Source organism: Nocardia rhizosphaerihabitans, from assembly GCF_014646295.1.
In the GTDB taxonomy this organism is placed as follows: domain Bacteria; phylum Actinomycetota; class Actinomycetes; order Mycobacteriales; family Mycobacteriaceae; genus Nocardia; species Nocardia rhizosphaerihabitans.
Genome location: NZ_BMNE01000012.1, coordinates 78,335 through 102,820 on the forward strand (window position 1 = coordinate 78,335; position 24,486 = coordinate 102,820).

Annotated in this window: 19 protein-coding genes; 11 read left to right on the forward strand and 8 right to left on the reverse strand. The window is 69.2% G+C overall.

Features of this window, described 5'->3' with window-relative positions:
- The first annotated feature begins 26 nt into the window (after nt 1-26).
- On the forward strand, nt 27-1,385 hold the full coding sequence (locus IEY60_RS32670) for a polysaccharide biosynthesis protein (RefSeq protein WP_189034398.1): 1,359 nt from the start codon (nt 27-29) through the stop codon (nt 1,383-1,385).
- A 286-nt stretch (nt 1,386-1,671) separates the two neighbouring features.
- Here IEY60_RS32670 and pgfA read toward each other — a convergent pair whose 3' ends face one another.
- Complete coding sequence (gene pgfA, locus IEY60_RS32675) at nt 1,672-2,874, reverse strand: cell envelope lipid trafficking protein PgfA (protein ID WP_189034399.1); 1,203 nt, start codon at nt 2,872-2,874, stop codon at nt 1,672-1,674.
- Nucleotides 2,875-3,020: 146 nt separating this feature from the next.
- Between pgfA and IEY60_RS32680 the strand changes: the two genes are divergently transcribed.
- Nucleotides 3,021-4,223, forward strand: coding sequence for an acyltransferase family protein (locus tag IEY60_RS32680; RefSeq protein ID WP_189034400.1), 1,203 nt, complete (start codon nt 3,021-3,023; stop codon nt 4,221-4,223).
- A 32-nt stretch (nt 4,224-4,255) separates the two neighbouring features.
- Here the strand turns inward: IEY60_RS32680 and IEY60_RS32685 are convergent, their stop codons facing one another.
- From IEY60_RS32685 to IEY60_RS32700, 4 genes are all read right to left on the reverse strand, one after another.
- Entirely contained in the window at nt 4,256-8,575 is a 4,320-nt protein-coding gene (locus tag IEY60_RS32685; protein ID WP_189034510.1) for an alpha-(1->3)-arabinofuranosyltransferase, read from the reverse strand.
- The gene (locus tag IEY60_RS32690) at nt 8,556-8,726 is read right to left on the reverse strand and encodes a DUF2613 domain-containing protein (RefSeq protein WP_022566695.1); all 171 of its coding nucleotides are present in this window, start codon (nt 8,724-8,726) and stop codon (nt 8,556-8,558) included. Before IEY60_RS32690 ends, IEY60_RS32685 begins: the two co-directional genes overlap by 20 nt.
- A 67-nt stretch (nt 8,727-8,793) precedes the next feature.
- The gene (locus IEY60_RS32695; protein ID WP_189034401.1) at nt 8,794-9,972 is read right to left on the reverse strand and encodes an isochorismate synthase; all 1,179 of its coding nucleotides are present in this window, start codon (nt 9,970-9,972) and stop codon (nt 8,794-8,796) included.
- Between the two features lie 57 nt (nt 9,973-10,029).
- A complete protein-coding gene (locus IEY60_RS32700) occupies nt 10,030-10,497 on the reverse strand; it encodes a universal stress protein (protein ID WP_189034402.1) in 468 nt (155 codons plus the stop codon).
- A gap of 113 nt (nt 10,498-10,610) precedes the next feature.
- Here IEY60_RS32700 and IEY60_RS32705 point away from each other — a divergent pair, with 113 nt between their 5' ends.
- Both IEY60_RS32705 and IEY60_RS32710 read left to right on the forward strand, forming a co-directional pair.
- Nucleotides 10,611-11,780, forward strand: a complete 1,170-nt coding sequence (locus IEY60_RS32705) for a glycoside hydrolase family 3 N-terminal domain-containing protein (RefSeq protein WP_189034403.1) — start codon at nt 10,611-10,613, stop codon at nt 11,778-11,780.
- Nucleotides 11,781-11,864: 84 nt separating this feature from the next.
- Nucleotides 11,865-12,464, forward strand: a complete 600-nt coding sequence (locus IEY60_RS32710) for a TetR/AcrR family transcriptional regulator (RefSeq protein WP_189034404.1) — start codon at nt 11,865-11,867, stop codon at nt 12,462-12,464.
- Between the two features lie 40 nt (nt 12,465-12,504).
- On the opposite strand, the gene IEY60_RS32715 is transcribed toward IEY60_RS32710, so the two are convergent.
- The gene (locus IEY60_RS32715; protein ID WP_189034405.1) at nt 12,505-13,698 is read right to left on the reverse strand and encodes an RNA-guided endonuclease InsQ/TnpB family protein; all 1,194 of its coding nucleotides are present in this window, start codon (nt 13,696-13,698) and stop codon (nt 12,505-12,507) included.
- A gap of 133 nt (nt 13,699-13,831) precedes the next feature.
- Between IEY60_RS32715 and IEY60_RS32720 the strand changes: the two genes are divergently transcribed.
- The gene (locus tag IEY60_RS32720; protein WP_229740326.1) at nt 13,832-15,010 is read left to right on the forward strand and encodes a DUF5685 family protein; all 1,179 of its coding nucleotides are present in this window, start codon (nt 13,832-13,834) and stop codon (nt 15,008-15,010) included.
- Between the two features lie 7 nt (nt 15,011-15,017).
- Here IEY60_RS32720 and IEY60_RS32725 read toward each other — a convergent pair whose 3' ends face one another.
- Entirely contained in the window at nt 15,018-16,880 is a 1,863-nt protein-coding gene (locus IEY60_RS32725; protein ID WP_189034407.1) for a VanW family protein, read from the reverse strand.
- Between the two features lie 334 nt (nt 16,881-17,214).
- Here IEY60_RS32725 and gnd point away from each other — a divergent pair, with 334 nt between their 5' ends.
- The 4 genes from gnd (at nt 17,215) to IEY60_RS32745 (ending at nt 20,663) form a co-directional block, all read left to right on the forward strand.
- On the forward strand, nt 17,215-18,246 hold the full coding sequence (gene gnd, locus IEY60_RS32730) for a phosphogluconate dehydrogenase (NAD(+)-dependent, decarboxylating) (RefSeq protein ID WP_189034408.1): 1,032 nt from the start codon (nt 17,215-17,217) through the stop codon (nt 18,244-18,246).
- 281 nt (nt 18,247-18,527) lie between these two features.
- Nucleotides 18,528-19,229 (forward strand): hypothetical protein, encoded by a 702-nt coding sequence (locus IEY60_RS32735; protein WP_189034409.1) that lies wholly within the window; start codon nt 18,528-18,530, stop codon nt 19,227-19,229.
- Between the two features lie 132 nt (nt 19,230-19,361).
- Nucleotides 19,362-20,318 carry an alpha/beta hydrolase gene (locus IEY60_RS32740; protein ID WP_373291799.1) on the forward strand — a complete coding sequence of 319 codons (957 nt, stop codon included), beginning with the start codon at nt 19,362-19,364 and terminating at the stop codon, nt 20,316-20,318.
- Nucleotides 20,319-20,435: 117 nt separating this feature from the next.
- The gene (locus IEY60_RS32745) at nt 20,436-20,663 is read left to right on the forward strand and encodes a hypothetical protein (protein WP_189034411.1); all 228 of its coding nucleotides are present in this window, start codon (nt 20,436-20,438) and stop codon (nt 20,661-20,663) included.
- 67 nt (nt 20,664-20,730) lie between these two features.
- On the opposite strand, the gene IEY60_RS32750 is transcribed toward IEY60_RS32745, so the two are convergent.
- Nucleotides 20,731-22,053, reverse strand: coding sequence for an acetyl-CoA C-acetyltransferase (locus tag IEY60_RS32750; RefSeq protein WP_189034412.1), 1,323 nt, complete (start codon nt 22,051-22,053; stop codon nt 20,731-20,733).
- A 101-nt stretch (nt 22,054-22,154) separates the two neighbouring features.
- Between IEY60_RS32750 and IEY60_RS32755 the strand changes: the two genes are divergently transcribed.
- Together IEY60_RS32755 and IEY60_RS32760 are read left to right on the forward strand one after the other, a co-directional pair.
- Nucleotides 22,155-23,510 carry a 3-oxoacyl-ACP reductase gene (locus tag IEY60_RS32755; RefSeq protein WP_189034413.1) on the forward strand — a complete coding sequence of 452 codons (1,356 nt, stop codon included), beginning with the start codon at nt 22,155-22,157 and terminating at the stop codon, nt 23,508-23,510.
- Nucleotides 23,510-24,379, forward strand: coding sequence for a MaoC family dehydratase (locus IEY60_RS32760; RefSeq protein ID WP_189034414.1), 870 nt, complete (start codon nt 23,510-23,512; stop codon nt 24,377-24,379). The genes IEY60_RS32755 and IEY60_RS32760 overlap by 1 nt, the downstream gene beginning before the upstream one ends.
- Nucleotides 24,380-24,486 lie beyond the last annotated feature (107 nt).

Consider the following 24,486-nt stretch of genomic DNA (forward strand, 5'->3'; position numbering starts at 1 on the left):
ACCTGACCTGGGTGACGGCCGGCGCGATGACCGCCAACGTCGCCGGGTACCTGCTGCAATTGCTGGCAGGCCGCTGGCTCGGCGTCGCCGGGTACAGCGAGTTCGCGAGCCTGCTCGCGGTGCAGCTGCTGTGCGCGGTCCCGGCCCTGGCCATGCAGAACGTGGTGGCGCGCGAGGTGGTCCTCGGTGCAGATCTGCGCGCGGTGCGGTCGATGCAGTGGCGCTGCGCCGCGCTCGTCGCCGCGGTCGCCGTGGTGCTGGTGCCGGTGGTCGCCGGCGTGCTGCACGTGGGCGTGTGGGCTGCCGCCGCCGCACTCGGCGCCGCGCCCGCGCTGGTCGTGCTGTCCGGCGAACAGGGAATTCTCCAGGGCGGCAACCATTTCCGTGCCCTGGCCACGGTGCTCGCGATGGCCGGGACGGCGCGCGTGGCACCCGCGCTGGTCGCACTCGCCCTCGGCGGCGGCGCGGCCGGCGCGCTGTGGGCAGGCGCGGCGGGCATCGTCTGCGCGGCGATCATCGCCGGTCGCATCACTCGATCGACGGCGCGAGCGCACGATCTCGGCGTGGAAACCGCAAGGTCAACCCCTGCCGGGTCCGGCGCGCAATCGGGCGAATTGCCTGGGGCACCCACGCATACAGGCGCGGGCGGAATCGATGGCGCCCTGTCGGCGGAGGTGACCCCGGATCGCGGTCGGTCGGCGCACACCGGCGCGGGCGGATCGAAGCGCGGACCGGCAGCGCCCGGTGCGCGCAGGGCCATCGGTGTTCTTCCGGTGCTGCGTGCGGTGCAGGTGCAGGCAGCGTTGATGGCGTTGTCCTCGGTGGACCTGATCGTGGTCCGCATCGTCCTCGACGACGTCGACGCGAGCCGCTACTCCCTGGGCACCATCGCCACGAAGATCGCCTTCTGGCTGCCCCAGGCGGTCGGCGTTGTGCTGTATCCGCGCATGGCCCAGCCCGCGCATTCGGCCCGCGCCATTCGCGATGCCCTCTCGGTGTTGTCGGTGATCGGTGTCGTCGCGGTGATCGGGGCCGCGGTGGCAGCTCCACTCGCACCGCTGTTCGCCGGGCAGGATTACGCACCCATCCAGGGCATGCTGTGGCTGTTCGCCCTGCACGGTGCGATCCTCGCGGTCCTGCAAGGGGCCCTGCTGTCCGCGATCGCCGTGGAACGCACCGCCCTTGCCACCGTCACCTGGATCGGCTTGGCCCTCGAGGTGACCTTGATGCTCACCTTCGCCCGCACGATCGGCACCCTGATCACCACCGCGGTCTCGGTAGCCGCCGTGACCACCGTGATCGTCGCGGTCGTCGTCCTGCGCACCGCCGCGCGCGGCACCGCCCCGGGTGCGGCGCCCACCGTCACCAGCGGAACCGCCTCGTAGGTCCACGGATTCCGCTCGCCTGCACTGCCGCGATCCTGCTCACGCCGCCTTCGGACGACGCCGATTCGCGCGGAATATCCAGGCTGCCAGCCGGTTCACCCCGCCGTCCCGCACCATCCCGGTGGCTATCCCAGCTCGGGTGCAGCTGACGTCTGAGGCCGGCTCCACAGGTATCCACATCCCTGCCTATGGTTGTGGACAATCCGCCACACTCACCTGGCGACCGGTCACACGAACGAAGAACGGCCCCGGTTGGGAAACCGGGGCCGTTCTCGGAGCAGTGTCCTCAGGGACGTTTTTTGTCGATGTCGATCTGTTCGGTAGGCGCGTCGTAATCACCGCGGGGGAACTGGGTGGTCGGCGCGTCGTCGTCGGCGTTCCATCGCGAGGTGGGGGTGTCGTCCGGGGCCGCAGTGGGAGCGGGGGTCGGACGGGTGCCGCGCGGGCTGGCGTGGGCCGGGGCGGTGCCGCCGCGCAGGCCGAGGAACAGGCCGGCGAGCAGGGCGATCACGCCGAGGATGCCGAACACGATCGGCACGATGCGGCCGAACAGCGACAGCTTGTCGGTGTTCTCCTTGGCGATCGCGATCTGCGACTCGACGGTCGCCTCGTCGAACACGATGTGCGACTTGAGCGCGGTCACCTCGGGCTTGTCCGCCGAGCGGGCGTAGAACAGGTGGATCGACTCGCCGCCCTTGATGACGGTGCCCGTCTGCGGCTCGACCCACAGGTCACGCACGTTGGTGTAGTACCGGGTCATGGTGACCGGGGTGTCGGCGGGCACGTCGGTGACGCCCCACTTCGACGCGGGCAGGGTGAGCCGGTTGGCGGGCGCCTGCACGACGTCCCAGGTGCTGGTGACCGGCGCGGTCATCTGGAAGTGGTAGACCTTGGTGTTGTTGATCTCGGTCTCTTCGATGAAGTTCGCGTCGAAGGACTTACGCACGTTGATGTCGAAGTACGGGTACGTCTTCTTCTCGGTGCCGATCGGGAAGCGGTAGCCCAGGCCGGTGTGCTGCACCGGCTCCATGACGCTGCCGTCCTTGTTGACGGTGACCGCGATCGAGCCGTTGGGCTCGGTGTCGACCGGCATGCCGTCGGTGCGCGAGATGGTGACCCGGTCGATGGTCGCGGTGAGCAGGCCGGTGTCGCCCTGCACGTCGGTGCGGCGCAGCGTCTGGCCTGCCTGCAGCGTCATCTCGTTCGCGTCGGAGGGCTCCTCGACGGTGACGAAGCGCTGGGAGACCAGCGGCACGTCCTTGTTCACGACGGCGGGCCCGTCGCCGGTGGTCAGCGACTTGGAGTCGAGGACGAGGCTGTCCTCACCCTTCTGATTCTCCGCGATCGTGGTGATCTCGAGGTCGAGCGGAGTCTTGGCCACCTTGCTCACGGTGTAGGTGGGGATCATCAGCGCGGCGACGAGTAATGCCGCGCCCAGACCCACGAGCACGCAGGCGACCGTCCTTCTGGTACCGGCACTCAGTGCCATGCAAACTCTCCTCGTCGTTCGAACACGGATCCTCCGGTGGTCTGGTATTGCACCCTAGGCCCTCGTGAGCCCCGACACTAACAGCCCGGCCCGATAGAGTGCGGCGCTGCGCCCGGTAAATCGCCGACCGGGCAAAATGGGGAGCGATGACAACCGCCACCGCTCCCGTTCCCGCTCCGCGCGCCTTCATTCCCGCATTGGAAGGCATGCGTGGGATGGCCGCGCTCGGTGTCTTGCTCACCCACGTCTCCTTCCAGACCGGAGCCGGTGGGATCGCGGTGCTCGGTCCGATCCTGGAGCGCTTCGACATGGCGGTCGCGGTGTTCTTCGCGCTGTCGGGTTTCCTGCTGTGGCGCCCGCACGCGGCGGTGGCGCACGGCATGGGCACCGCGCCGACGACCGGCCGCTACCTGCTGCATCGCCTGATGCGCATCGTGCCCGCGTACTGGGCGGTCGTGGTGTTCGTGCTGCTGTTGCTGCCCGGCGCCGCGCAGTCGGCGAACCTGCGGGTGTGGGTGTCGAATCTGTTCCTGCTCCAGGTTTTCGTCCCGCTGACGCTGACCGAGGGCCTCACCCAGATGTGGAGCCTGTCGGTGGAGGTGGCCTTCTATCTGGTGCTGCCGCTGCTGGCCTGGTCGATCGTGTGGTTGCGCGGTCCGTCGGCGCGCAGGCGGGTGCCGGTGCTCTGCGGGCTGATCGCGGTGAGCCTGACCTGGAATCTGTGGCCGGTGCCGACACCGGATGCCATCCACGCCGACAACTGGCTGCCCGGCTATCTGCCGTGGTTCGCGGCGGGCATGGTGCTCGCCGAACTGATCCACCAGGTCAGGCCCGGCGCCTGGTGGGGCAGGCTGTTCTCGTCGCAGCCGCTGATGTGGGCGCTGGCGCTGGCCGCTTTCCTCGTCTCGGCGACCGAATTCGGTGGTCCGGCCGGTCTCGAACGCGCCGAGCCGTGGCAGTACGCGATGAAGATGCTGCTCGGCATGATCATCGGGTTCGGCCTGCTGGCCCCGCTGGTCCTGCGCCCGGCCGACGCCGCACCGCATCGCTGGCTGGAATCGCCGACCGCCCTCACCCTCGGCCGCTGGTCCTACGGCATCTTCCTGTGGCATCTGGTCGTGCTGACCATGGTCTTCCCGGTGTTCGGCATCCTGCCGTTCAGCGGCCAGTTCGTCTACGTGCTCGTCCTGACCACCGCGCTGACCATGCCGCTGGCCGCCGCGAGCTTCGCGTTGATCGAGGACCCGGCGCGCCGCCTGGCCCGGCGCTGGGACAAGGCCGCGGCAGCCCGCCGCTCCCGTCGGGACCAGGAGAAGGCCGCCGCCGCAGCGGCAACCACGTCCCGGTGAGCGCAGGTCGGCCGTCTACTTCGTGACAGGTCCTAGTCGCGCCGGTTGGCGCTGCGGCGCGGTAGTGCCGCGACGCCGACCGCGATGACAGCGATGACGGCGGGCGCCTGCGCCCACAGCGAGCCGCCCATATAAGGCGTCCCCGACCGCCACGTCCCCGTCGACAGCGCGGCCGCCGAGATCAGTGTCCCGAGCCCGGCCACCCATGGCAGCGCCTTGGCCGTCATCGCCGGCCGGAAGTGACTACAACCCAGCGCGATCAGCGTGAACACCGCGCCGACCGGCCCCGACACGACGGTGACCACACCGGTCAGCCCGACCGCGGCGGCCCACCGAACACCCCACGTCACCGGCGCCGGCCCGGCATCGGGCACCTCGCGTCGCCGCGGAATCGCCAGCAGTATCAGCGGAATCAACAGCAGCAGACCGCCGAAGATCGCGAGTCGGTACCAGCGGTCGGCCGGGAACGACACGGTGATCTCCCCGGTCGTGCCCGCCGGGACCACCCACGCCTGCTGCCAGCCGTCGACCACCACCGGCGAGAGCTCCCGGCCGTCGGCGGTGTGCGCCTCCCAGCCGACATTCGTGCTGAGCGGCAGGACGAGCAGCTGCGTGCCGGGCGCGGTGGGCGCGGGCGCGATCGGATCGGTGCGGATCAACCGCAGCCGGTCGACCGTGAACAGCTCGGTCGGCGCGACGGTGAGATCGGGGTGCCCCGGCAGCAGCTCGATATCGGCCGCGTCCGCCATGCAGGCCCGCGCGGAAACCGGTGCGCCGGAACGGAGTTCGTCGGCGGTGGCGGTGATGGTGGTGTGCACGGTGCGGCCACCGATCGCGATCACCGGTCCGTCCGCGCAGTCGATGGTGACGAGCCGATCGCCCGCGGCGGGCGCCGGGTACTCGGGACCGAGCACCTCCACCTCGGCCAACCCGGACGGCTGGGAGAGGACGAAGCCGAGCGCGGTGCGGTCGAGCACCTCGTTCCAGCTCTGGATGCTGATCTCGATGTGGTCGGTGACCGTGGGGTACAGCGAGATCCGCGCGGGCTCGCCGTGCTCGCGCTCGGGGAGTTCGCGGAACTGCGGACCGTTGCCGAGGTTGACCATGACGGCGGTGGCGGTCGCGGGCAGCCCGCCGAGCGCGGTGGTGAGGTCGAGCCCGGTGACCTCGGTGGGCTCCGGAAGTTCCAGCACCAGTGTGGGTTTGGCGCCCGCGAGACCGCGGACGGTGGATTCGGGCGCGGTCCAGGTGGTCTTCGGATCGCCGTCGGTGGCGGCGAACGCGGCGCCGCGCAGGTCACCGACATCGGCCTTACCGCGCGCCACCGGCCGGGTGTGATCGGTGAGCAGCGCCTCCAGCGCAGGGCCTGGCCGGGTACGGACGGTCAGCTCGGTGGTGGCGGTGAGCGGCTCAGGAACCGAGAGCGTGCGGCCGAAGACGCCAGGCTCCTCGGCGGGCAGCCCCAGGCCCTTGCTGCAGTGCACCCGATCGGGCCCGTCGAAACACGCACTGCGCCCGAGGAATTCCTGCCCGAGATCCCAGCCGGTGATCGTGGTGCCCGGCGCGACCTCGGGCAGCACGACGCGATGCCGGATATCGACGCGCACCGGCGAGTCCCGCACCGTGTAGTCATCGAGAGTGAGCTCGCTGATCCCGAATTGCCCACCACTGGTGCCGGTCTCGGTCCGCGCGGCGGTGATCATCACCCAGTCGGTCTTGCCCGCGGGCAGCGGAACCGTCACGGGCGCACCGGGTTCGGTGATCCGCGCCGACACCGTGCCACGCGAGGTGCGGACCTCCACCCACTTCACCGGATCGCCCAGGGCGGCCGCCGTGGTGGTGAACCGCAGCGACCCGGTGGTGATCGGCTTGTCGAGATCGAGCCGGAGCCACTGTCCGAGTGCGGATTCGGCGCCGTTGCTGATCCAGGCGGTACTCGGATCGCCGTCGACCGCGGCGGCGGTGGAGCTGCCGGGCGCCGAGCCGCCGATCTGGGTGGCATCGGCCGCGGAGCTGGACGCGGTGACCTTCGCGCCCGACCACTCGCCACGCACCAGGGGAGTGCCGTCGACCGGGTAGTCGGGCACCAGATTGTGGGTGCGGCGCGCGTCGTCGGCGGCGCGGACCGCGGAGTTGTGATTGTCGACCCGGCCGAAGTCCGCCTCGCGGTCCATCGGCGTATCGGTCAGCAGCGTCGGCTTCGGCGGCAACCCGGCCCGCGCGGCATCGGCGGCGAGAAGCACAGGGGCCGTGGGGTTTCCGGTATCGCGCCGGATGCGCTCGAGCACTTCGGGACCGCCCTGGACGACCGGCACCGAATCCAGCGCGACGGTGTACGCGCCAGGGAAGCCGGCCGGAGCGCCGATGCCGCCGCGCACGTCGACCGGGGTGCCCGGCGGGGGCACCTCGACCCGGTAGATCTCGATCGCCGGATAGGCGGGCTGCAGATCGTTGTCGACGACCAGCCCGGCGTCCGCCGCGCGCGGACCGATCAGGTCACCGAATTCGGCCACCTTCGTCAGCCCCGGTGAACCCTCGATCGCGCGGTGCGCCAGCATCGGCCGGGTCGACCGCGATGTCTCGGGGTCGAGGTCGTTGCGCAGCACCAGAACTCCGATGCCCTGGTCGGCGAGGGTCGCGGCCAGCCCGGTCGACGGCCTGCCGTCGGCGATGAGCCGCTGCACCGAATCCATCGCGCGGATGGTGCCCGGCGGATTCAGCGGGACCGAATCGCGCACGGCCCAGGGCGTACTCGCCAAGGCCTGCAAGGGTTCGTCGCGGGTGAGTCCCCAGATCTGACTGCCGAACGGAGCGCCGGGCACGACGAGCGCACGGGTGTCGGCGGCATTGTCGGCCAGCCAGTCCGCGGTCTCGGTCCAGTACGCGGGCACCTCGTCGTAGGCGCCGCGCGGCGCGAGCTTGCCCGTCCACGCCAGCGAGGTGGCGAGGGTGAGCGCGGCCAGGATCAAGGCGGCGACGGCGACGAGCCGATCCCGCTCCGGGTGGGCGAACGTGTTGCGCCACTCCCGCAGCGGCACCGAGGCGGGCAGGGGCACCCGGCCGAGCAGGTGCGCCAGGCCGATCACCAGCGGCAGCCGGATCAGCGGCTCCAACTTGTGCACATTGCGCAGCGGCGCGCCGCTCGAGTCGAGGAACACCCGCACCGATTCGGCGAACGGGCCACCGAGCTCGCCCACGTATCCGGCGCAGATCCCGGCCAGGCCGACGAGCAGGATCAGCGCGAACCGGCCCCGGTACGGCATGGACGAGCGGGCAAGCCCGGCCATGCCCGCCGCGGCGAGCAACCCGGTCGCCAGCACCGCGGCGGGCTGGGTGACCAGCACCGCGCCCGCGATGCGCTCAGGCGAGACGAACGGCGTCCAGCTGTCCGTGCCGCGCAGCACTTCGCTCAGCGAGGCCCACTGCGTCGTCACCCCCGAGGACTCGATGTAGTCGAGGAACGGCGGACTCACCTTGCCGAGCAGCAGCAGCGGCACCACCCACCAGAAGGTCGCCAGCACCAGCAGCGGAATCCAGGCCGCCGTGAACCGCCACCACCGCCGATTCGGCCGGTACGAGGCCCACCACAGCGCGGCGGGCAGGAACGCGGCCACGGTCGCGACGGCGTTCACAGACCCCATCAGCGCCAGCGCGAGCGCACTACCGGCCGGAGAGAGCGCGCCACCGCGCCTTACCGTGCGGCCCGGGTCACCCCCACCCTGATCGCCGCGCGCGGCCGGGTTCGCGCCCCGGTCGCCCTGCGCGCTCGTTTCAGTCGCCCCCGTGCCCCGTCGATTCCGTACCGCAACACCGAGCGCGGCGGGCGCGAGCAGCACCCACGGCGCCAGCATCATCGGTAGCGTTTCCGAGGAGATCGAGCCGAGCGTGGTGAGCACCCGCGGTGACAACGCGAACGCGATACCGGCGATCACCCGCGACCCGCGCGCGCCGATCCCCAGCGTCTCGCACAGCTTGACGATCCCCCAGAACCCGGCGAGCAGCAGCAGCGCCCACCAGATGCGCTGAGTCACCCACGCGGGCAGGTTCAGCAGATGCCCGGCGGAGAAGAAGGTGCCGTGCGGGAAGAAGTAGCCGTAGGCCTGGTTCTGCACCTGGCCCATCGGAGCCTGACTGCTCCACAGGTGCGAAGCCCGCGCGAGGAAACCCAGCGGGTTCTGCGCGAGGTCGTACTTGGTGTCCGCGACGGTGAGCCCTGGCGCCTGCGCGAACGTCAGGACGAAGGCGGCTACGACCGTGCCGACGAACCAGCGCCAACCCAGTGGAGCCGTGTCCGGTTGCCCCGCTAGGGGGCGTGACGCGCCGGCGTCGGACTCAGCGGCTGCCGTATTCAGGGGCGTTGAGCAGCGAGGAGTCCTTGTCACCGCTGCGGTCGATCGAGGGCGCCGTGTTCTGCTGCACCGCTGCCGTGATCGCGAAGACGGCGATTGCGCTCAGCAGGGCGCCGCCGACCGCGCTGGCAACAGCCGGAACAGCAAACTTCATCGCGCACTCCAATACGCTCGACGTCGGGGTGGTACTCCGGCCAACCTAGCAGGTGCGGCCCGTCAGGTCAGTCTTCGGGGACGTGGCAATCCAGCGCGCCGAGCAGCGTCCGGAATTTGGCGGTGGTCTCGGCGAGCTCGGCCCGCGGATCGGAGGCGGCGACGATCCCGCCACCCGCGCTCGCCCGCAGCGTGCGCCGGTCGGCCGCGAGCTCGGCGCCGCGGATGGCGACCACCCATTCGCCGTCGCCGTCCTCGGCACACCAGCCGACAGCGCCGCCGTAGAAACCGCGGTGTGGTTCGTCGGCGAGGATCGCGTCCAGCGCGGCGCCGAAGGGCGTCCCGTTGACGGCCGGTGTCGGATGCAGCAGCAACGCCAGATCCAGCGCTGTTGTCGACGGGTCGCGCAGCACGCCGTGAATCGGCGTGGCCAGATGCCAGACCTGTTCGGTACTCAGCAGTTCCGGCGCGTCCGGAATATGGAGTTCGGCGCAGACCGGTTCCAGCTGCTGCCGGATCCACTCGATCACGAACGCGTGCTCGTCGTTGTTCTTGACGCTCGACAGCAATTCGCGCGCCTGCGCGGCGTCGGCATCCGGATCGGCGCGCCGGGGGAGGGTGCCTGCCAGCGGATGCAGGCTGACGCGATCACCATGACGCGCGACCAGCACCTCCGGGGTGGCGCCGAGCAGGATCTCGCCGGGCCTGCCCGCCACCGTCAGGTCGACCACGTACACACTCGCCGACGGATGTCTGGTCAGCAGGTGCCCGGCCAGCACCTCCGGATCGAGCGGTTCCTGCGCTTCGAGCACCATGCTGCGTGCGGCCACGACCTTGCGTAGCTCGTTCGCGGGATCGCCGAGCTGCTCGACCAGCTTGGTCACTCGCGCGATGTGCTCTGCGGCACTGGGCATTTCGCGGATGACCCGCACGCCCGGCAGCTCCGGCAACGCCGCGGGCCGCCACGGGCCCGCGGTGTGCATCGCTGTTTCGGGCCGCCAGAGCGCAGCGGGCTCCCGCGGATCGAAAGGCAGTGCGCCGACGATCAGCCGCGGCGCCGGCGACTCGCCGGATCGCGGTGTGGACTCGGCCGCGCGCGTCTGGGCCGTCGCGCTGTCGTCAGCTCCGGACGCGCCGTCGCGCCAGGCACGCAGCGCCGCGACCGCCTGCCCGGCGTCGGAGTAGGTCGCGCGCACGCCCGTAGCCACCAGCACGGCGTCAGGTCGAGCGAGCAGGAACGGTTCCATGGTGCTTCGACCATAACGCCGACCCCACCCCCGCCGGTCGGCAGAGCGATCGAACTCTCAGTGCTCGGGCGGCACCAGGAAGACCGGCCGGTGCCCGTGCTTGAGCACCGCCTCGGCGACGCTGCTGTGCAGCAGCGCGCGCAGCCCGGTCGCGCCGCGCGTACCGGCGACGATGATGTCGACATCGAGTTCGTCGGCGCAGTCGACGATCGCGTTCCAGATCGTGGTCGTGCACTCGACAGTCCGTGGCTCGGCATCGATTCCGGCCAGTTTGGCCAGGTGCACGCCCTCGGCGTTGATCTTGCGGGCATCGGTGTAGGCGATGTCCTCGATCTCCTCGTCGGGCACCCAGTCCGGTTGCATCACCCCGGCCAGCCCGGAGATCCGGGCGGCCTGGCGCACCATCGGCTCCCAGGCGGTGAGCAGGATCGCGCGCTCGGCGGCGAGGAAGCGGCCCGCGTACTGGATGGCGCGCTTGGCATGTTCGGAACCGTCGTAGGCGATGAGCATCCGATCGCAAGCCATGACGACCTCCTGCGCTGGTCCAGCGACTGTGCCCACAGATTACCCCCGCGTTCGGCGATTCAATCGCACACCGGTGGCGCGGTTCGGGGGCCGATCCGGCTACCGTGGAGCACATGCGGAAATCGCCTGTGGTCGTGTTCGCAGTCCTGGCCGCCGTCGCCACCGCCTGTTCGGGAGGTTCGTCGCCTGAGACGACCACCGCGGCGACCGGCACCGGCCTCCCCACGTCGTCCCCCGCGGGTTCGCCCGCCCCGGGCACCCCAGCCCAAAGCCCCTGCGGCACGGACTATCTCGCGAAGTTCACCCAGCGCGAGAAACTCGCCCAGCTGCTGACCGTCGGCATCACCGGCTCGGCCGACGCCACGAATGTGGTGAGCACCGAGCAGGTCGGTGGCATCTTCATCGGCAGCTGGACCGATCCGGGGCTGATGGACAAGGCCCAGCTCGACGCGGTGAAGGCGCTGGCCAAGGCGCCGCTGATGGTGACCATCGACGAGGAGGGCGGCCGCGTCTCGCGCGCGAAGAACGTGATCGGCGCGATCCCGTCGGCCCGCGTGATCGCGCAGACCCAGACGTCCGAGCAGTACTACCAGAACACGCTGACCAGGTCGGAGTCGTTGAAAGACCTGGGTATCACGGTGAACTTCGCCCCGAGTGTCGACGTGAGCAGCCAGCCCGACGACAGCGTCATCGGTGACCGCTCCTTCAGCGACGACCCGCAGGTGGTGACCGAGTACGCCGGCGCCTACATCCGCGCGGCCAACGAGGTCGGCCTCGGCTCGGTGATCAAGCACTTCCCCGGTCACGGCTCGGGTTCGGGTGACTCGCACACCGGCGCCGTCCGCACGCCGCCGCTGTCGGAGCTGCAGGACAGGGATCTGGTCCCGTTCCGCGAACTGGTGAACTCCGGCGCCGCGGTGATGGTCGGTCACCTGGACGTGCCGGGGCTGACCGAACCCGATGTGCCCGCGAGCATCAGCCCGGCCGCGATGACGCTGCTGCGTGAGGGCACCGGCTACGGCGCGCCGCCGTTCGACGGTCCGATCTTCACCGACGATCTCGGTGGCATGGCGGCCATCACCGCCCGCATGTCGATCGCCGAGGCGGTCGAGGCCTCGCTGGTCGCGGGCGCCGACAATGCCCTGTGGATCAGCACCGACGCGGTACCCCAGGTGCTCGACCGTTTGGAACAGTCGGTGGCGAGTGGCAAACTGCCCGCCGACCGGGTCGACGCCTCCGTGCTGCGGATGGCGCGCTACAAGGGCGCACCGCTGGGCTGCTGAGGCGTCCGGCGACTATGTGGCAAATGGGCACCCCCGATCTTACCTTGGAGTAAGATAGGGGTTCACCCTGCGGTAGGAGAGTGGATGGCAGGCGGGACGAAGCGACTTCCCCGGGCGGTTCGTGAGCAACAGATGCTCGACGCCGCGGTCGAGGTGTTCGCGCGCAAAGGCTTCCACGACACCTCGATGGACGCGATAGCGGCCGAGGCGAAGATCTCCAAGCCCATGCTCTACCTGTACTACGGCTCCAAGGACGAGTTGTTCCGCGCCTGCATCCAGCGCGAGGGGCTCCGCTTCATCGAGGCCGTTGCGCCGGCGGGCAACCCGCATCTCACCCCGCATGAGCAGGTCCGCACGGCGCTGGAGGGCTTCCTCGATTTCGTCGACCGCAACCGCCAGTCCTGGCAGGTGCTCTACCGGCAGGCAATCGGCCAGCAAGCTTTCGCCTCGGAAATCGACAACGCGCGCGAACGCGTCATCGAGCTCACCGCGAAACTGCTCGAATCCAGTGCCAAGCACGCCGACCCTGGGACCAATTTCGAAGTTGTCGCGGCCGCGGTGATCGGGGCGGGCGAGGCGATCGCCGACCGGGTCGCCGGCGGCCGGATCGAAGTGGCCGAGGCGGTCGACCTGCTCGACGATCTGGCCTGGCGCGGTCTGGCCGGCCGCAAGAAGCCCGATTGACATCCTCCCCGGACCAGTCGCCGGGGATTCCTACCAGCACCTAACGGCGCTCTCGGTGGGTTCCTGCTTCACCGCACAGCGCCGGAACGGGTTCCGGTCTTACCCGCGCTCCACAAGCATTTCGTCTCTCCGCCTGCCCGGCGGCGAGAATGTTTCGTGCCGCGTTTACATCCCGATCATGGATCGCGCCACACTGACACGTCCACGACCGCACCGACAGCGGCTTCTTCCCGTCGAACACTCCGCAGTCCGAACACAACTGCGACGACGGGAAGAACCTGTCAACCTTCGCGAAATACCTCCCATATCGGGCCGCCTTCTCCTCCAGCAACCTGGTGAACATCGACCACCCTGCGTCGTGCACAGACTTCGCCAATCGAGTCCGCGCGAGTCCTTTTACACACAGATCCTCGACGTATACCGCTTGGTTTTCGCGGATGATCGCGGTTGAGTGTTTGTTCGCGAAGTCGCGACGCGCATCAGCGATCGAGGCATGAACTCTGGCGACCCTGCGTCGAGCCTTCGCCTGGTTCTTGGAGCCCTTCTCCTTGCGGGACAGTGCTTGTTGCGATTTCCACAACCTTCTTTCGGCCCGGCGGAAGAATCTCGGCGACGCGATTCTCCTGCCATCGGAGAGCGTCGCGAAGGTCGTCAAGCCGAGGTCGATCCCGACCTCTGAATCCCGTTCGGGCAGTGGATCGCTCGAAACATCAACGACAAACGATGCACAATAGCGACCCATGCTGTCCTTGATCACCGTCACGCTCGACGGCTCGCACGGCAGCTGCCGCGACCATTTCACTCGCAGGTCTCCGATCTTCGGCAACCGCAATTTTCGGCCGACGGTGATGCTGAAACGGGCATTTCGGGTGAACCGGATCGCTTGGCGGCTGTCGTGGCGGGATCGGAACTTCGGTGCGCCCAGCTTTGCGCCCTTCCGTTTCCCGGCGTTGGATTGGAGGAAGTTGCGGTAAGCGGTGTTCAAGTCTGCCAATGCCTGCTGCAACACGACCGACGAAACCTCGCTGAGCCAAGCCCTTTCGGGTGTCTTCTTCGCCGCGGTGAGCTGTTTCGACAACTCTGCATCCGAGATACGGCGTGCGCCGTCACGCAGCGCTTGTTCGCGTGCCGCCAGCGCATCGTTGTACACCACCCGTGCACACCCGAATGCGCGCGCCAGCGAATCCTGCTGGCCGAGCGTGGGATATACGCGGAACTGGTATCGCAGTTGCACGCCGGGATCATAGCCAATTCGAATGAGTGTTCCCAATGGGATGGACGACCCAGCATCGGTTGCGGTTGCCCCGATGGCCTGCGAAGGTGCACGGCTAGATGTTCCATGACAGACGGGGTGGGAAGTGTTCGGTGTGTTGAAGCCGTGTGCGCACGGCGCGGCGAAATATGGCATCGATCCGGGGCAGTGGCAGGCGCATATGTGCGGCCTCTGCCTGGGTCTGCGCGACGGGCACGGTCAATTGGCCCGCGCCGCGACCAATACCGACGCGATCGTGCTGAGCGTGCTCACCGAAGCCCAAACCGGCGATTCCGGTGCGCGCACCACCGCGGGACCGTGCCCGCTGCGCGGCATGCGCCGGGCATCGGTGGTCGCGGCGAACGCGCCGGGCGTGCAGCTGGCCGCGACGGCGTCACTGCTGTTGGGCGCGGCCAAGATTCGCGATCATATCGATGACGGAGACGCCGCCGCGCTCGCCCGCGGGCCCATGCGGCGGGTGTCGTCCACCTGGGCGGCCCGTGCGCAGGAGCAGGGCGCGCAGATCGGCCTCGACGTGCAGCCGATGTTGGCCGCGATCGCCACGCAGTCGGCGCTCGAGGACAAGGCCGCGTCCGACGCAGACTCCCTCGGCACGCTCGATGAGCTGACCGGCCCGACTCAACTCTGCGCCGCCACCCTGTTCGGCCATACCGCGACGCTCGCGGGCCGCCCGGAAAACGTTGTCGCACTTCAGGAGATCGGCCGCCATGTCGGCCGCATCGCCCACCTGGCCGACGCCATCGAAGACCTCGAACGCGACCGGGCCCGCGGCCGCTTCAACCCACTCGATGCCACCGGCACCGACATGCCCCGCGCCTACCAGTTGGTCCGCGAGAGCGAAACCGCCATCCGCCACGCCGCCGCCGAGGCCGAGCTCGACCAGCTGCCGACGGTGCGCTGGGCACTACTCGACCCGCTGTCGGCCCTGCTGCGCCGCCTCGGCCAGGGACTCGGCCTCGCTGTCGGTCATGTCTGCCGCACTTCGCCTGTCGCCCAGCAGCATTCGCCCTACCAGTTCCCGTCCCCGCCGGGCCGGCGCCCGAACCGGCCCGGCCCACTGAAGGCGGGCGGGCTGATCCTGGGCGTCTACTGCACCGGTGTGGCCTGCTGTGCCGACCACACCAGCCCGTGCACCGGCGAGGAGAAGGAAGCCTGGGCCAAGCGGTGCGGCTGCGACGGTTGCGGCGACTGTGGCGAGTGCTGCGGCAACTGCTGCAGTTGCGGTGGCGAGGACGGCTGCTGCGGCGACTGCGGCTGCGATTGCAGCTGCTAGGAAACCCTCACTCGCACTTCACGATCGGGATCGGGTCGTACTTCACCGTCCTGGTGTGCCGCGACACCTGGGCACCGGTCTTGCGATCGGTGATCACCCTCGTATCGGAGATGGTGAACCCCGGCGCGCCCTCGGAGGCGATGCAGTCCTTGCCCTTGGGCAGGGTGATCTCGGTGGGCTCGGTCGGCTTCGACTTCTCGCCGGTGATGGACTCCACCTCGACGGTCTTGGTGCCCCACAGCCGCACGGTGATGTCCGAGCCCGTCGCGACGGTCTCGATGTAGATGCCGGACGGGCTGTTGTTGCGGAACGCCAGATCGATCGCCCCGTCGAACACGGTGGCTTCGCGTGCCGCCGGGTACCGCGAGATGTAGTAGCTGTGCTCGGTGTGGCCAGCGTCCTCCATGCCGGCGAAGTAGGCCGCGTTGTAGAGCGTGGTGGCGAACTGGCTGATGCCGCCGCCGACCGCGGTGCTCGGCCTGCCCTTGTCGATGATGCCGGACTCGACATAGCCTTCCGCGGCGGTGCGCGGACCGGTGAACTCGTTGAGCGAGAACGTCTCTCCCGGTTTCACCACCGCGCCGTTCACCTTCGCGGCGACGGTGCGGATGTTCACGCCGGACGGGCCGCTGAAGCCACCGGTGGTGAACTGGCCGACCATCTCGTTGATGCCGAGCCCGTTGGCGGCCTCGGTGGTGAGCTTCGGTTCGATGCGCTGATAGACGGCCTCGGCCGTCCGGTCGCCGGGCTGGGCCAGCAGCGCGGGCAGCTTCTCCAGCGTCTTGGGCCAGTCGACCTTGTTGCCGACCACGGCGGGCACCACGGTCGGCTTGCCCGCGCCGACGGTGAAGGTGGCGTCCTTGGGCTCCACCTCGGAGGCCACCAATTGCGGTGCGAGAACAGCGATCGCGGCGTCGTTGTCGATCTTCGGCGCCAGGCCGCCGTTCCCGTCGGGAACGAAGCTGAGCACGCTGGCGATCTGCTCGGGGGTGAGCACGGCACGAGAATCCTTGCCGCTCACCGTGATCGGCGACGCGACGGCGGGGGTGGCGATATCGCGCAACGCGGCCTGCACCGCTTCGTTGCGCACCGCGACGGGCGCGGCCACCACGGGCAGGTCCAGTTCGTCGCTCGAAGCCCAGCGCTCGGTGATCGTGGTGCGGGCGGCCTCGGTGTCGAGTACCCGGCCGGGTACCGGCGCGACCGCGACCGGCCTGCCGTTCTCGAACCGCACCGTGCCCTCCACGGTCGGGTTGTCGTGCACCCGGAAGCCGGCCAGCTGCTGATCGAGCGCGGCCGCGTCGACCGTGCTCGCCACCTGGACGTCGCGGGAGCCGAACAGGGAGACGAGCCGGCTCACCGGGTTGATCGGCTGGTCGCCGACGGCGTCCCAGGTGCGGTCCCAGTCCACCGCCAGACCGGCGGCGGAGGGCACCATGGTCGCCTGCACGTCACCGATGCGGACCGGGAGCGGGCGATCGGCCTTGGGGCTGAGCTGGGAGTGGAGTAAGGCGTCGGCCTCGGCCTTGTCCATGCCGCCGACGTCGACGCCGGCGACGACGACGCCGCGCGGCACGTCACCGGCGCTGAGCGCCAGGTCGGCCAGGTAGGCGGCGGTGCCGAGGGCGAGTACGGCACCGACGGCGATGCCGATCCGCTTGGTCAGCAGGGGGATGTCCGAGCCGGTCGGCGGCTGCGCGCCGGTGGGTGGGGGCGCGGGCGACCAGCGATCACGGGTCACGGTGGTGAGTGGCTGGGTGGGCAGGGCGGTGGTGTCGGCATCGAAAGTGCGATTTGCTTCGAGCAGCTTGCGTAGTCCGACCTCGCCCCTCCGGTCGGCCGGTTGTCCGGCGTTCGACTCGCTGGGCACGGAGGTCCTTCCGTTGGGTGTTATGGCGTCGTCCTGGATCAGGTGCGCCCGGCCCTGGTGTTTGCGGGGCCCCGGCCAAGGGTAATGGTGTTCGTCGCCCTCGGCACCCTGGCAACAGTGGATGGACAGCAGGAAGGCTCCGCGTAGTTGCCGGGTCGGGGGTCTGGCAACTACACGGAGCCGATCTGTTTATCGCGGCCCGTTCCGGGGCGTTACAGCCTGTTTCCGAGGAGTTTCGCGGCGCGCACGGACGCCGCCCTGCGGCTTGGTGGGCCCACCCGGGACAATCTGACGTGAGACTCGACACCAGGTACCGGACAACGAGGGAGAACTGATGCAGCTGGGAATGATCGGCCTCGGCCGGATGGGCGCCAATATCGTGCGCCGCATCGTGCGGGACGGGAACACCGCTGTCGGTCACGAACGCCATCAGGGTCACATCGACGAGCTGGAGAAAGAGCTCGGCGACAGCTTCAAGGGCAGCACCGACCTGAAGGAATTCGTCGCCATGCTCGACGCGCCGCGCACCGTCTGGGTGATGGTCCCGGCCGGTGCGACCGGTGCCGTCGTCGACGAGCTGGCCGATCTCCTCGAGCCGGGCGACATCATCATCGACGGCGGCAACAGCCGCTACCACGAGGACATCAAGCGCGCGAAGGCGTTGGCGCCCAGGGGCATCCACTACCTAGATGTCGGAACCTCCGGTGGCGTTTTCGGCCTGAAGCGCGGCTTCTGCCTGATGATCGGCGGGGAGGAGGAACAGGTGCGCTACCTCGAGCCGCTGTTCAAGTCGATCGCCCCCGGTGTCGACGCCGCCCCGCGCACCCCCGGCCGCACCGGCGAGCCGACCCCGGCTGAGCAGGGCTGGCTGCACTGCGGTCCGGCCGGTGCGGGTCACTTCGTGAAGATGGTGCACAACGGCATCGAGTACGGCGCGATGGCCGCCTACGCCGAGGGCCTGAACATCCTCCAGCACGCGAACATGGGCGCCGACCACGGCGGCGGCGAGCACTCGGCGGAGGAGACCCCGCTGGAGAACCCCGAGTACTACCAGTACGACCTGGACATTCCGGACATCACCGAGGTGTGGCGCCGCGGTTCGGTCGTCGCGTCCTGGCTGCTCGACCTCACCGCGGGCGCCCTGTACGCCGACCCGAACCTGGACGGCTTCAGCGGTCGCGTCTCGGACTCCGGCGAGGGCCGCTGGACGATCGACGCCGCCATCGACACCGCCGTGCCGGTCCCGGTGCTGTCGGCGGCCCTGTTCCAGCGCTTCTCCTCGCGCGGTGAGGCCCTCTACGCCGACAAGATGCTCTCGGCGATGCGCCAGGCGTTCGGCGGCCACAACGAGCTGCCGCAGCAGTAGTCCGTCGAGGGCGCTTGACGCTCAGCACCGGCCTTCCGTCGTCCGACGGGAGGCCGGTGGTCGCTGTTCGGGGGGCTTCCGGATCGGCCGAAAAAGTCCGGATGGTACCCGCCAAACGCCCGCCCAAAGAGTAAAACGACAATGTTCCACAAAAATAGGAACACGTTCTTCTTTTCCAGGACAACCGTCCAGTCCACCGGATACCTTCTGGTCAGAGGGGGGATAGACCACTCGATGAGGAATTCGTCCCGGCCGAGAATGCCGGGGCTTGGAGGAAAATCATGTTCCGGACTTCGCGTATCGCCGCCGGCGTCGCCACCACCGCTCTGGTCGTCGCCGGTGTCGGCGTCGGCCTCGGTTCCGGCGTCGCCGCCGCCGAGGGCACCTGTGCGGTCAGCAGCCACGCCGAGAAGCAGGACGTCAGCACCTGGGGTGTCACGCACGTCTACGACAAGACCGCCAGCGCCGAGCAGATCGGCGTCGGCACCTCGGTGACCTACAAGGTGGTCGTCGGTACGACCGGGATCGGCAACCCCTACGTCAACACCATCACCGACTTCCCGCCGATCGGCTTCGGCGCCCCGACCAAAACCACCATCACCGCCTACCACGCGGTCGGCGGCCAGGTGACCGAGGACGTCACCCCCGAGCCGAACGCGGGCGGCTGGAAGGTCACCAGCACGGGCTGGTTCGTCAACTCCGGCAACCCGGTCACCCTGACCATCACCTACCCGGTGCCGGACAGCGTCAAGGCGGGCCAGATGATCACCAGCGGCGGCGTCGGTGTCGCGGGCACCGTGGGTGTCAGCAACGAAATGCCCGGTCTCACCGCCTGTTTCACCGCGCGCGGCGCCAATGCGGGCGAGACCGTGATCGGCAGCCTCGGCGACAACGGCCTCGGGTCCTCCGACGGTCAGCTGAGCTCCACCGGCTCGATGAGCGACATCATCTCCGACGTGCTGCGCAATCTGATCGGTAGCTGATCGCGTAGCACCTGGTCGCCGGGACGGTCTCGCGCTGCCGTCCCGGCGTTCCGGGTTCGCCGGATATCGCCCCATCTGTAGTGAGGATTCATGTTCGTGTTCACCCGTACCCGCGCGGTCGCGGTGTCGGCCATGGCGCTGGTGCTGCTGTCGGTCGCCTCGATCGGCACCGCGGGCGCCGACGCCTCGCGCCTGGACCGCATCGATCGGCCGGGCCAGCGTCAGCAGACGCTGCACGTGTACTCCGCGTCGATGGACCGGGTGATCCCGCTGCAGGTCATCACCGCGCCCGACGCCGGCGTGCCTGCGCCGACGCTGTACCTGCTCAACGGCGCGGGTGGCGGTGAGGACAAGGCGAACTGGTACAACCAGACCGACATCGTGCAGTTCTTCGCCGACAAGAACGTCAACGTCGTCACGCCCGCCGCGGGCAAGTTCTCCTACTACACCGACTGGCTGCGCGACGACCCCAAACTCGGCCGCAACAAGTGGCAGACCTTCCTCACCGAGGAACTCCCGCCGATCATCGACGCCACGCTGAACACCACGGGTGTCAATGCCATTGCCGGACTGTCGATGTCGGCCACCGCCGTCCTCAACCTGGCGATCGCGGCCCCCGACCGCTACCGCGCCGTCGGCGCCTACAGCGGCTGCGCCTCGGTCGCCGACCCGATGGGCCGCGCCTATGTCGATCTGGTCTTCGCCCGCGCGGGCGCCGACCCCGCCAACATGTGGGGCCCGCCCGGCGACCCGGCCTGGCGCGCCAACGACGCCTACCTCAACGCGGAACGCCTGCGCGGCAAGGCAATCTACCTCTCCAGCGCGACCGGCCTCCCCGGCATCGCCGAGACCCTTCCCCCGGGCGCGAGCCCCGGCAAGGTCATCGGCATGACCGACCAGATCCTCCTCGGCGGCGCCATCGAGGCCGCCACCAACCTCTGCACCCAGCGCCTGGCCACTCGCCTCCAGGAACTGAACATCCCCGCCCAGACCGTCTTCCGTGCCGCGGGCACCCACACCTGGAAGTACTGGGAACAAGACCTCCACAACTCCTGGCCGCTGCTCGCCGCGGCCATCGGCGCGTCATAATCGCCTATAGCGCAAGGGAATTCGGTTGGTCAAGCCCCGAAAAGTAGTGCATAACGAACTGGTCGAGTGACCCGATCTAGTTGTTAGTTCTGCTCAGCTTGTTTCGAAAGGCTCGTCATGCAACGTCGTATGGTCCGAATCCTGGTCGCCACCGCAGCCGTCGCCGGAATCGCCGCAGGCGCGTCCCCTGCCGTCGCCGCCCCCGCGACCCCAGCAGTCATCGCCGAATCGGGTTCCGCTGGTACGGGTTCCGCCCTCGTCGACTTCCCTCTCGGCTTCCTCAAGCTCCTCATCTGCGGGCCTTGGGGCTCCAGCCAGCCGCACCCCAACCCGATGTGCCGCTGAGAACGTAGAACGGCGGGTGGCTTCCGAAACCGGAAACCACCCGCCGTTCTCGTATGTCAGCGAGTGACTAGCGCTCGATGATCGCGACGACGCCCTGGCCGCCCGCGGCGCAGATGGAGATCAGCGCGCGGCCGGATCCCTTCTCCGCCAGCATCTTCGCGGTCGAGGCGACGATGCGGCCGCCGGTCGCGGCGAACGGGTGGCCCGCGGCGAGCGAGGAGCCGTTGACGTTGAGCTTGCTGCGGTCGATCGAGCCCAGCGCGCCGTCCAGGCCAAGACGCTCCTTGCAGTAGGCGTCGGACTCCCACGCGGCCAGCGTCGAGAGGACAACGGAGGCGAAGGCCTCGTGGATCTCGTAGTAGTCGAAGTCCTGCAGGGTCAGGCCGTTGCGGGCCAGCAGGCGCGGCACCGCGTAGGTGGGCGCCATCAGCAGGCCGTCGGGGCCGTGGATGTAGTCGACCGAGGCGACCTCGGAGTCCACCAGGTGCGCGAGCACCGGGAGCTTGCGCTCGGCGGCCCACTCGTCGCTGGACATCAGCACCGCCGAGGCGCCGTCGGTCAGCGGGGTCGAGTTGCCCGCGGTCATGGTGGCGTCGCCCAGCTTGGTGCCGAACACCGGCTTCAGCGTGGCCAGCTTCTCCACGGTCGAGCCGGGACGCAGGTTGTCGTCGCGGGTCAGGCCGAGGAACGGGGTGATCAGGTCGTCGAAGAAGCCACGGTCGTAGGCGGCGGCCATGTTCTTGTGCGAGAGGTAGGCCAGCTCGTCCTGCGCCTCGCGGGCGATGCCGAACTCCTTGGCGGTGATGGCGGCGTGCTCACCCATCGACAGCCCGGTGCGCGGCTCGGCGTTGCGCGGGATCTCGATGCCCAGCATCGAGGGACGCAGCTGGCCGACCAGCTTGAGCCGGTCCTTGTTGGACTTGGCGCGGTTGGCGGTGAGCATCCACTCCCGCATGTCCTCGCTGACGCCGATCGGCGCGTCGGACGTGGTGTCGGCGCCGCCGCCGATACCCGACTCGATGCGTCCCATCGCGATCGCGTCACCGACGGTGACCACCGACTGCAGGCCGGTGCCACAGGCGAGCTGCAGGTCGTGGGCCGGGGTGTAGGGCGAGAGCTTGGAGCCGAGCACGCTCTCGCGGATCAGGCTGTGCTCGCCGACGCGCTTGAGCACCGCGCCGCCGACGACCATGCCCAGGCGCTCACCCTGCAGCCCGAACCGGCTGACCAGCCCGTCCAGGGTGGCGGTGAACATGTCCTGGTTCGACGCCTTCGCGTAGGCCTTGTCGGAGCGAGCGAACGGGATTCGGTTACCGCCGACGATCGCGACCGGGCGCTGGGTCTTCGCGGTCTTTGCCGGGGCCTTCGCCGAGCGGGCTTTGCTTGTCACTCGAGTTCTCCATGGTCTCGTCGGGTGATCGGTTTACATATAACTTACTCTGGAGTAAGTTCATTGTCGACACCGAACCCGCAAATGTGAAGGTAGGAACAGTGGCAGCCAAGAGCAAGGGTGCACCCAACCTCTACGGATCCTTCATCCACTCCGCCCCCGGCGCGTTCCTGGCGAGCAAGCTGGGCCTGCCCCAGCCGGCGGAGCTGCGCCGGTACAAGGCAGGCGAGCCCGCACTTCCCGGCCCGGTCCTGCTGGGCGGCAAGGGCCGTCTCGCCGAGCCGGTCCGCGCGCTGCTCTCCGACTACACCGTCGCGGACTCGCTCGACTCGGGCACCAAGTACGGCGCGCTGGTCTTCGACGCCACCGGCATCGACTCCATCGACAAGCTTTCGCAGCTGTTCGAATTCTTCCAGCCCGCGATGCGTAACCTCGCACCTTCGGGGCGTGTCGTGGTCATCGGTACCACCCCGGAACTGGTCGGCTCGGTCGACGAGCAGATCGCCCAGCGCGCGCTCGAGGGCTTCACCCGCTCGGTCGCCAAGGAGCTGCTGCGCGGCGCCACCGGCCAGCTCGTCTACGTGCACCCGGAGGCGGGCGCGTCCGCGACCGGCCTCGAGTCGACCCTGCGCTTCCTGCTCTCAGGCAAGTCGGCCTTCGTCGACGGCCAGGTCATCCGGGTCGGCAAGGCCGATTCCGTCGCCCCCGCCAGCTGGGACAAGCCGCTCGCGGGCAAGGTCGCCGTCGTGACCGGCGCCGCCCGCGGCATCGGCGCCACCATCGCCGAGGTCTTCGCCCGTGACGGCGCCACCGTCATCGTCGCCGATATCCCCGCCGCCGGCGAGGCCCTGTCCGAGACCGCCAACAAGGTCGGTGCCACCGCCCTCGCCCTCGACGTCACCGCCCCCGACGCCGCCGAGCGTCTCGCCGAGTTCGCCACCGAGCGTTTCGGCGGCATCGACATCGTCGTGCACAACGCCGGCATCACCCGCGACAAGCTGCTCGCGAACATGGACGAGGGCCGCTGGAACTCGGTCATCAACGTCAATCTCGCCGCGCCCCACCGCATCACCTCCGGCCTCGTCGCCAAGGGCGTGCTCAAGGAGGGCGGCCGCGTGATCGACGTGTCCTCCATCGCGGGCATCGCGGGCAACCGCGGCCAGACCAACTACGGCGCCTCCAAGGCCGGCGTCATCGGCATGGTCGACGCCGAGGCCCCGCTGCTGGCGGAGAAGGGTGTCACCATCAACGCGGTGGCCCCCGGCTTCATCGAGACCGCGATGACCGCCGCCATCCCGCTCGGCACCCGCGAGGCGGGCCGCCTGATGAGCTCGCTGCTGCAGGGTGGCCAGACCGTCGACGTCGCCGAGACCATCGCCTACTTCGCCAGCCCGGCGTCGAACGCGGTGACCGGCAACGTGGTTCGCGTCTGCGGGCAGAGCCTGATCGGCGCCTGATGACCCAGACGATCACCCTCACCGAGGTTCCGAAGAACGGCGGGCTCTACGCGAAGGCGGCGCTGGGCGCCGTCCCGCTGCCCGGCCCGCTGTCGGGTCGCAAGCCCGTCCTGCCCGACCGCCGGGTCGTGCTGGACGGCTTCCAGGTCGATCCCGATCACCTGGCGGCCTACTGCCACGCTACCGGCCTGCGTTTCAGCGACACCCTGCCGCTGACGTACCCGTTCATCCTGGCGTTCCCGCTGATGATGGAACTGGTTGTGGCACGGGACTTCCCGTTCACCGCGGTCGGCGCGGTGCACTTCGAGAACGTCATCGAACGCACTCGCGAGATCTCGGTCGCCGAGCCTCTCGATTTCACCGCCCACATCGAGAACCTCCGCGAGCACCCGAAAGGCCTGCTGGTCGACGCGGTCACGGAGATCCGCGTCGGCCGCGAGCTGGTCTGGCGTCAGGTCTCCACCCTCCTGCACCAGCAGCGCACCTCGCTCTCGGGCGGCCCGAAGTCGGCGCCCCCGCCGGACGAGGTCCCCCCGCCCCCGCTGCGCGTGCAGCGCGTCGATCAGAAGATGATCAACCGCTACGCCGCCGCGTCGGGCGACCGCAACCCGATCCACGTCTCCAGCCTGGGCGCCAAAGCGATGGGCTTCCCGAAGACCATCGCCCACGGCATGTGGTCGGCCGCGAACATCCTCGCCACGATCGAGGGCCGCGTCCCCGAAAAGACCACCTACGCGGTCAAATTCGGCAAGCCGATCTTCCTCCCGTCCTCGGTCAACGTCTACGCCGACCAGGTCGGATCCGGCTGGGACCTCTCCATCCTGAACCCCAAAAAGGGCTACCCCCACCTCACCGCAACCCTGCGCTGAGCCCAGGGTCCCAACGGGCCGCACATCCGCAAGGGTGTGCGGCCCGTTGCGTTTGGTGGCGCTCGACCCCGCCGGACAGTGGCTGTAAAGACAGTCTTGACAGTGCT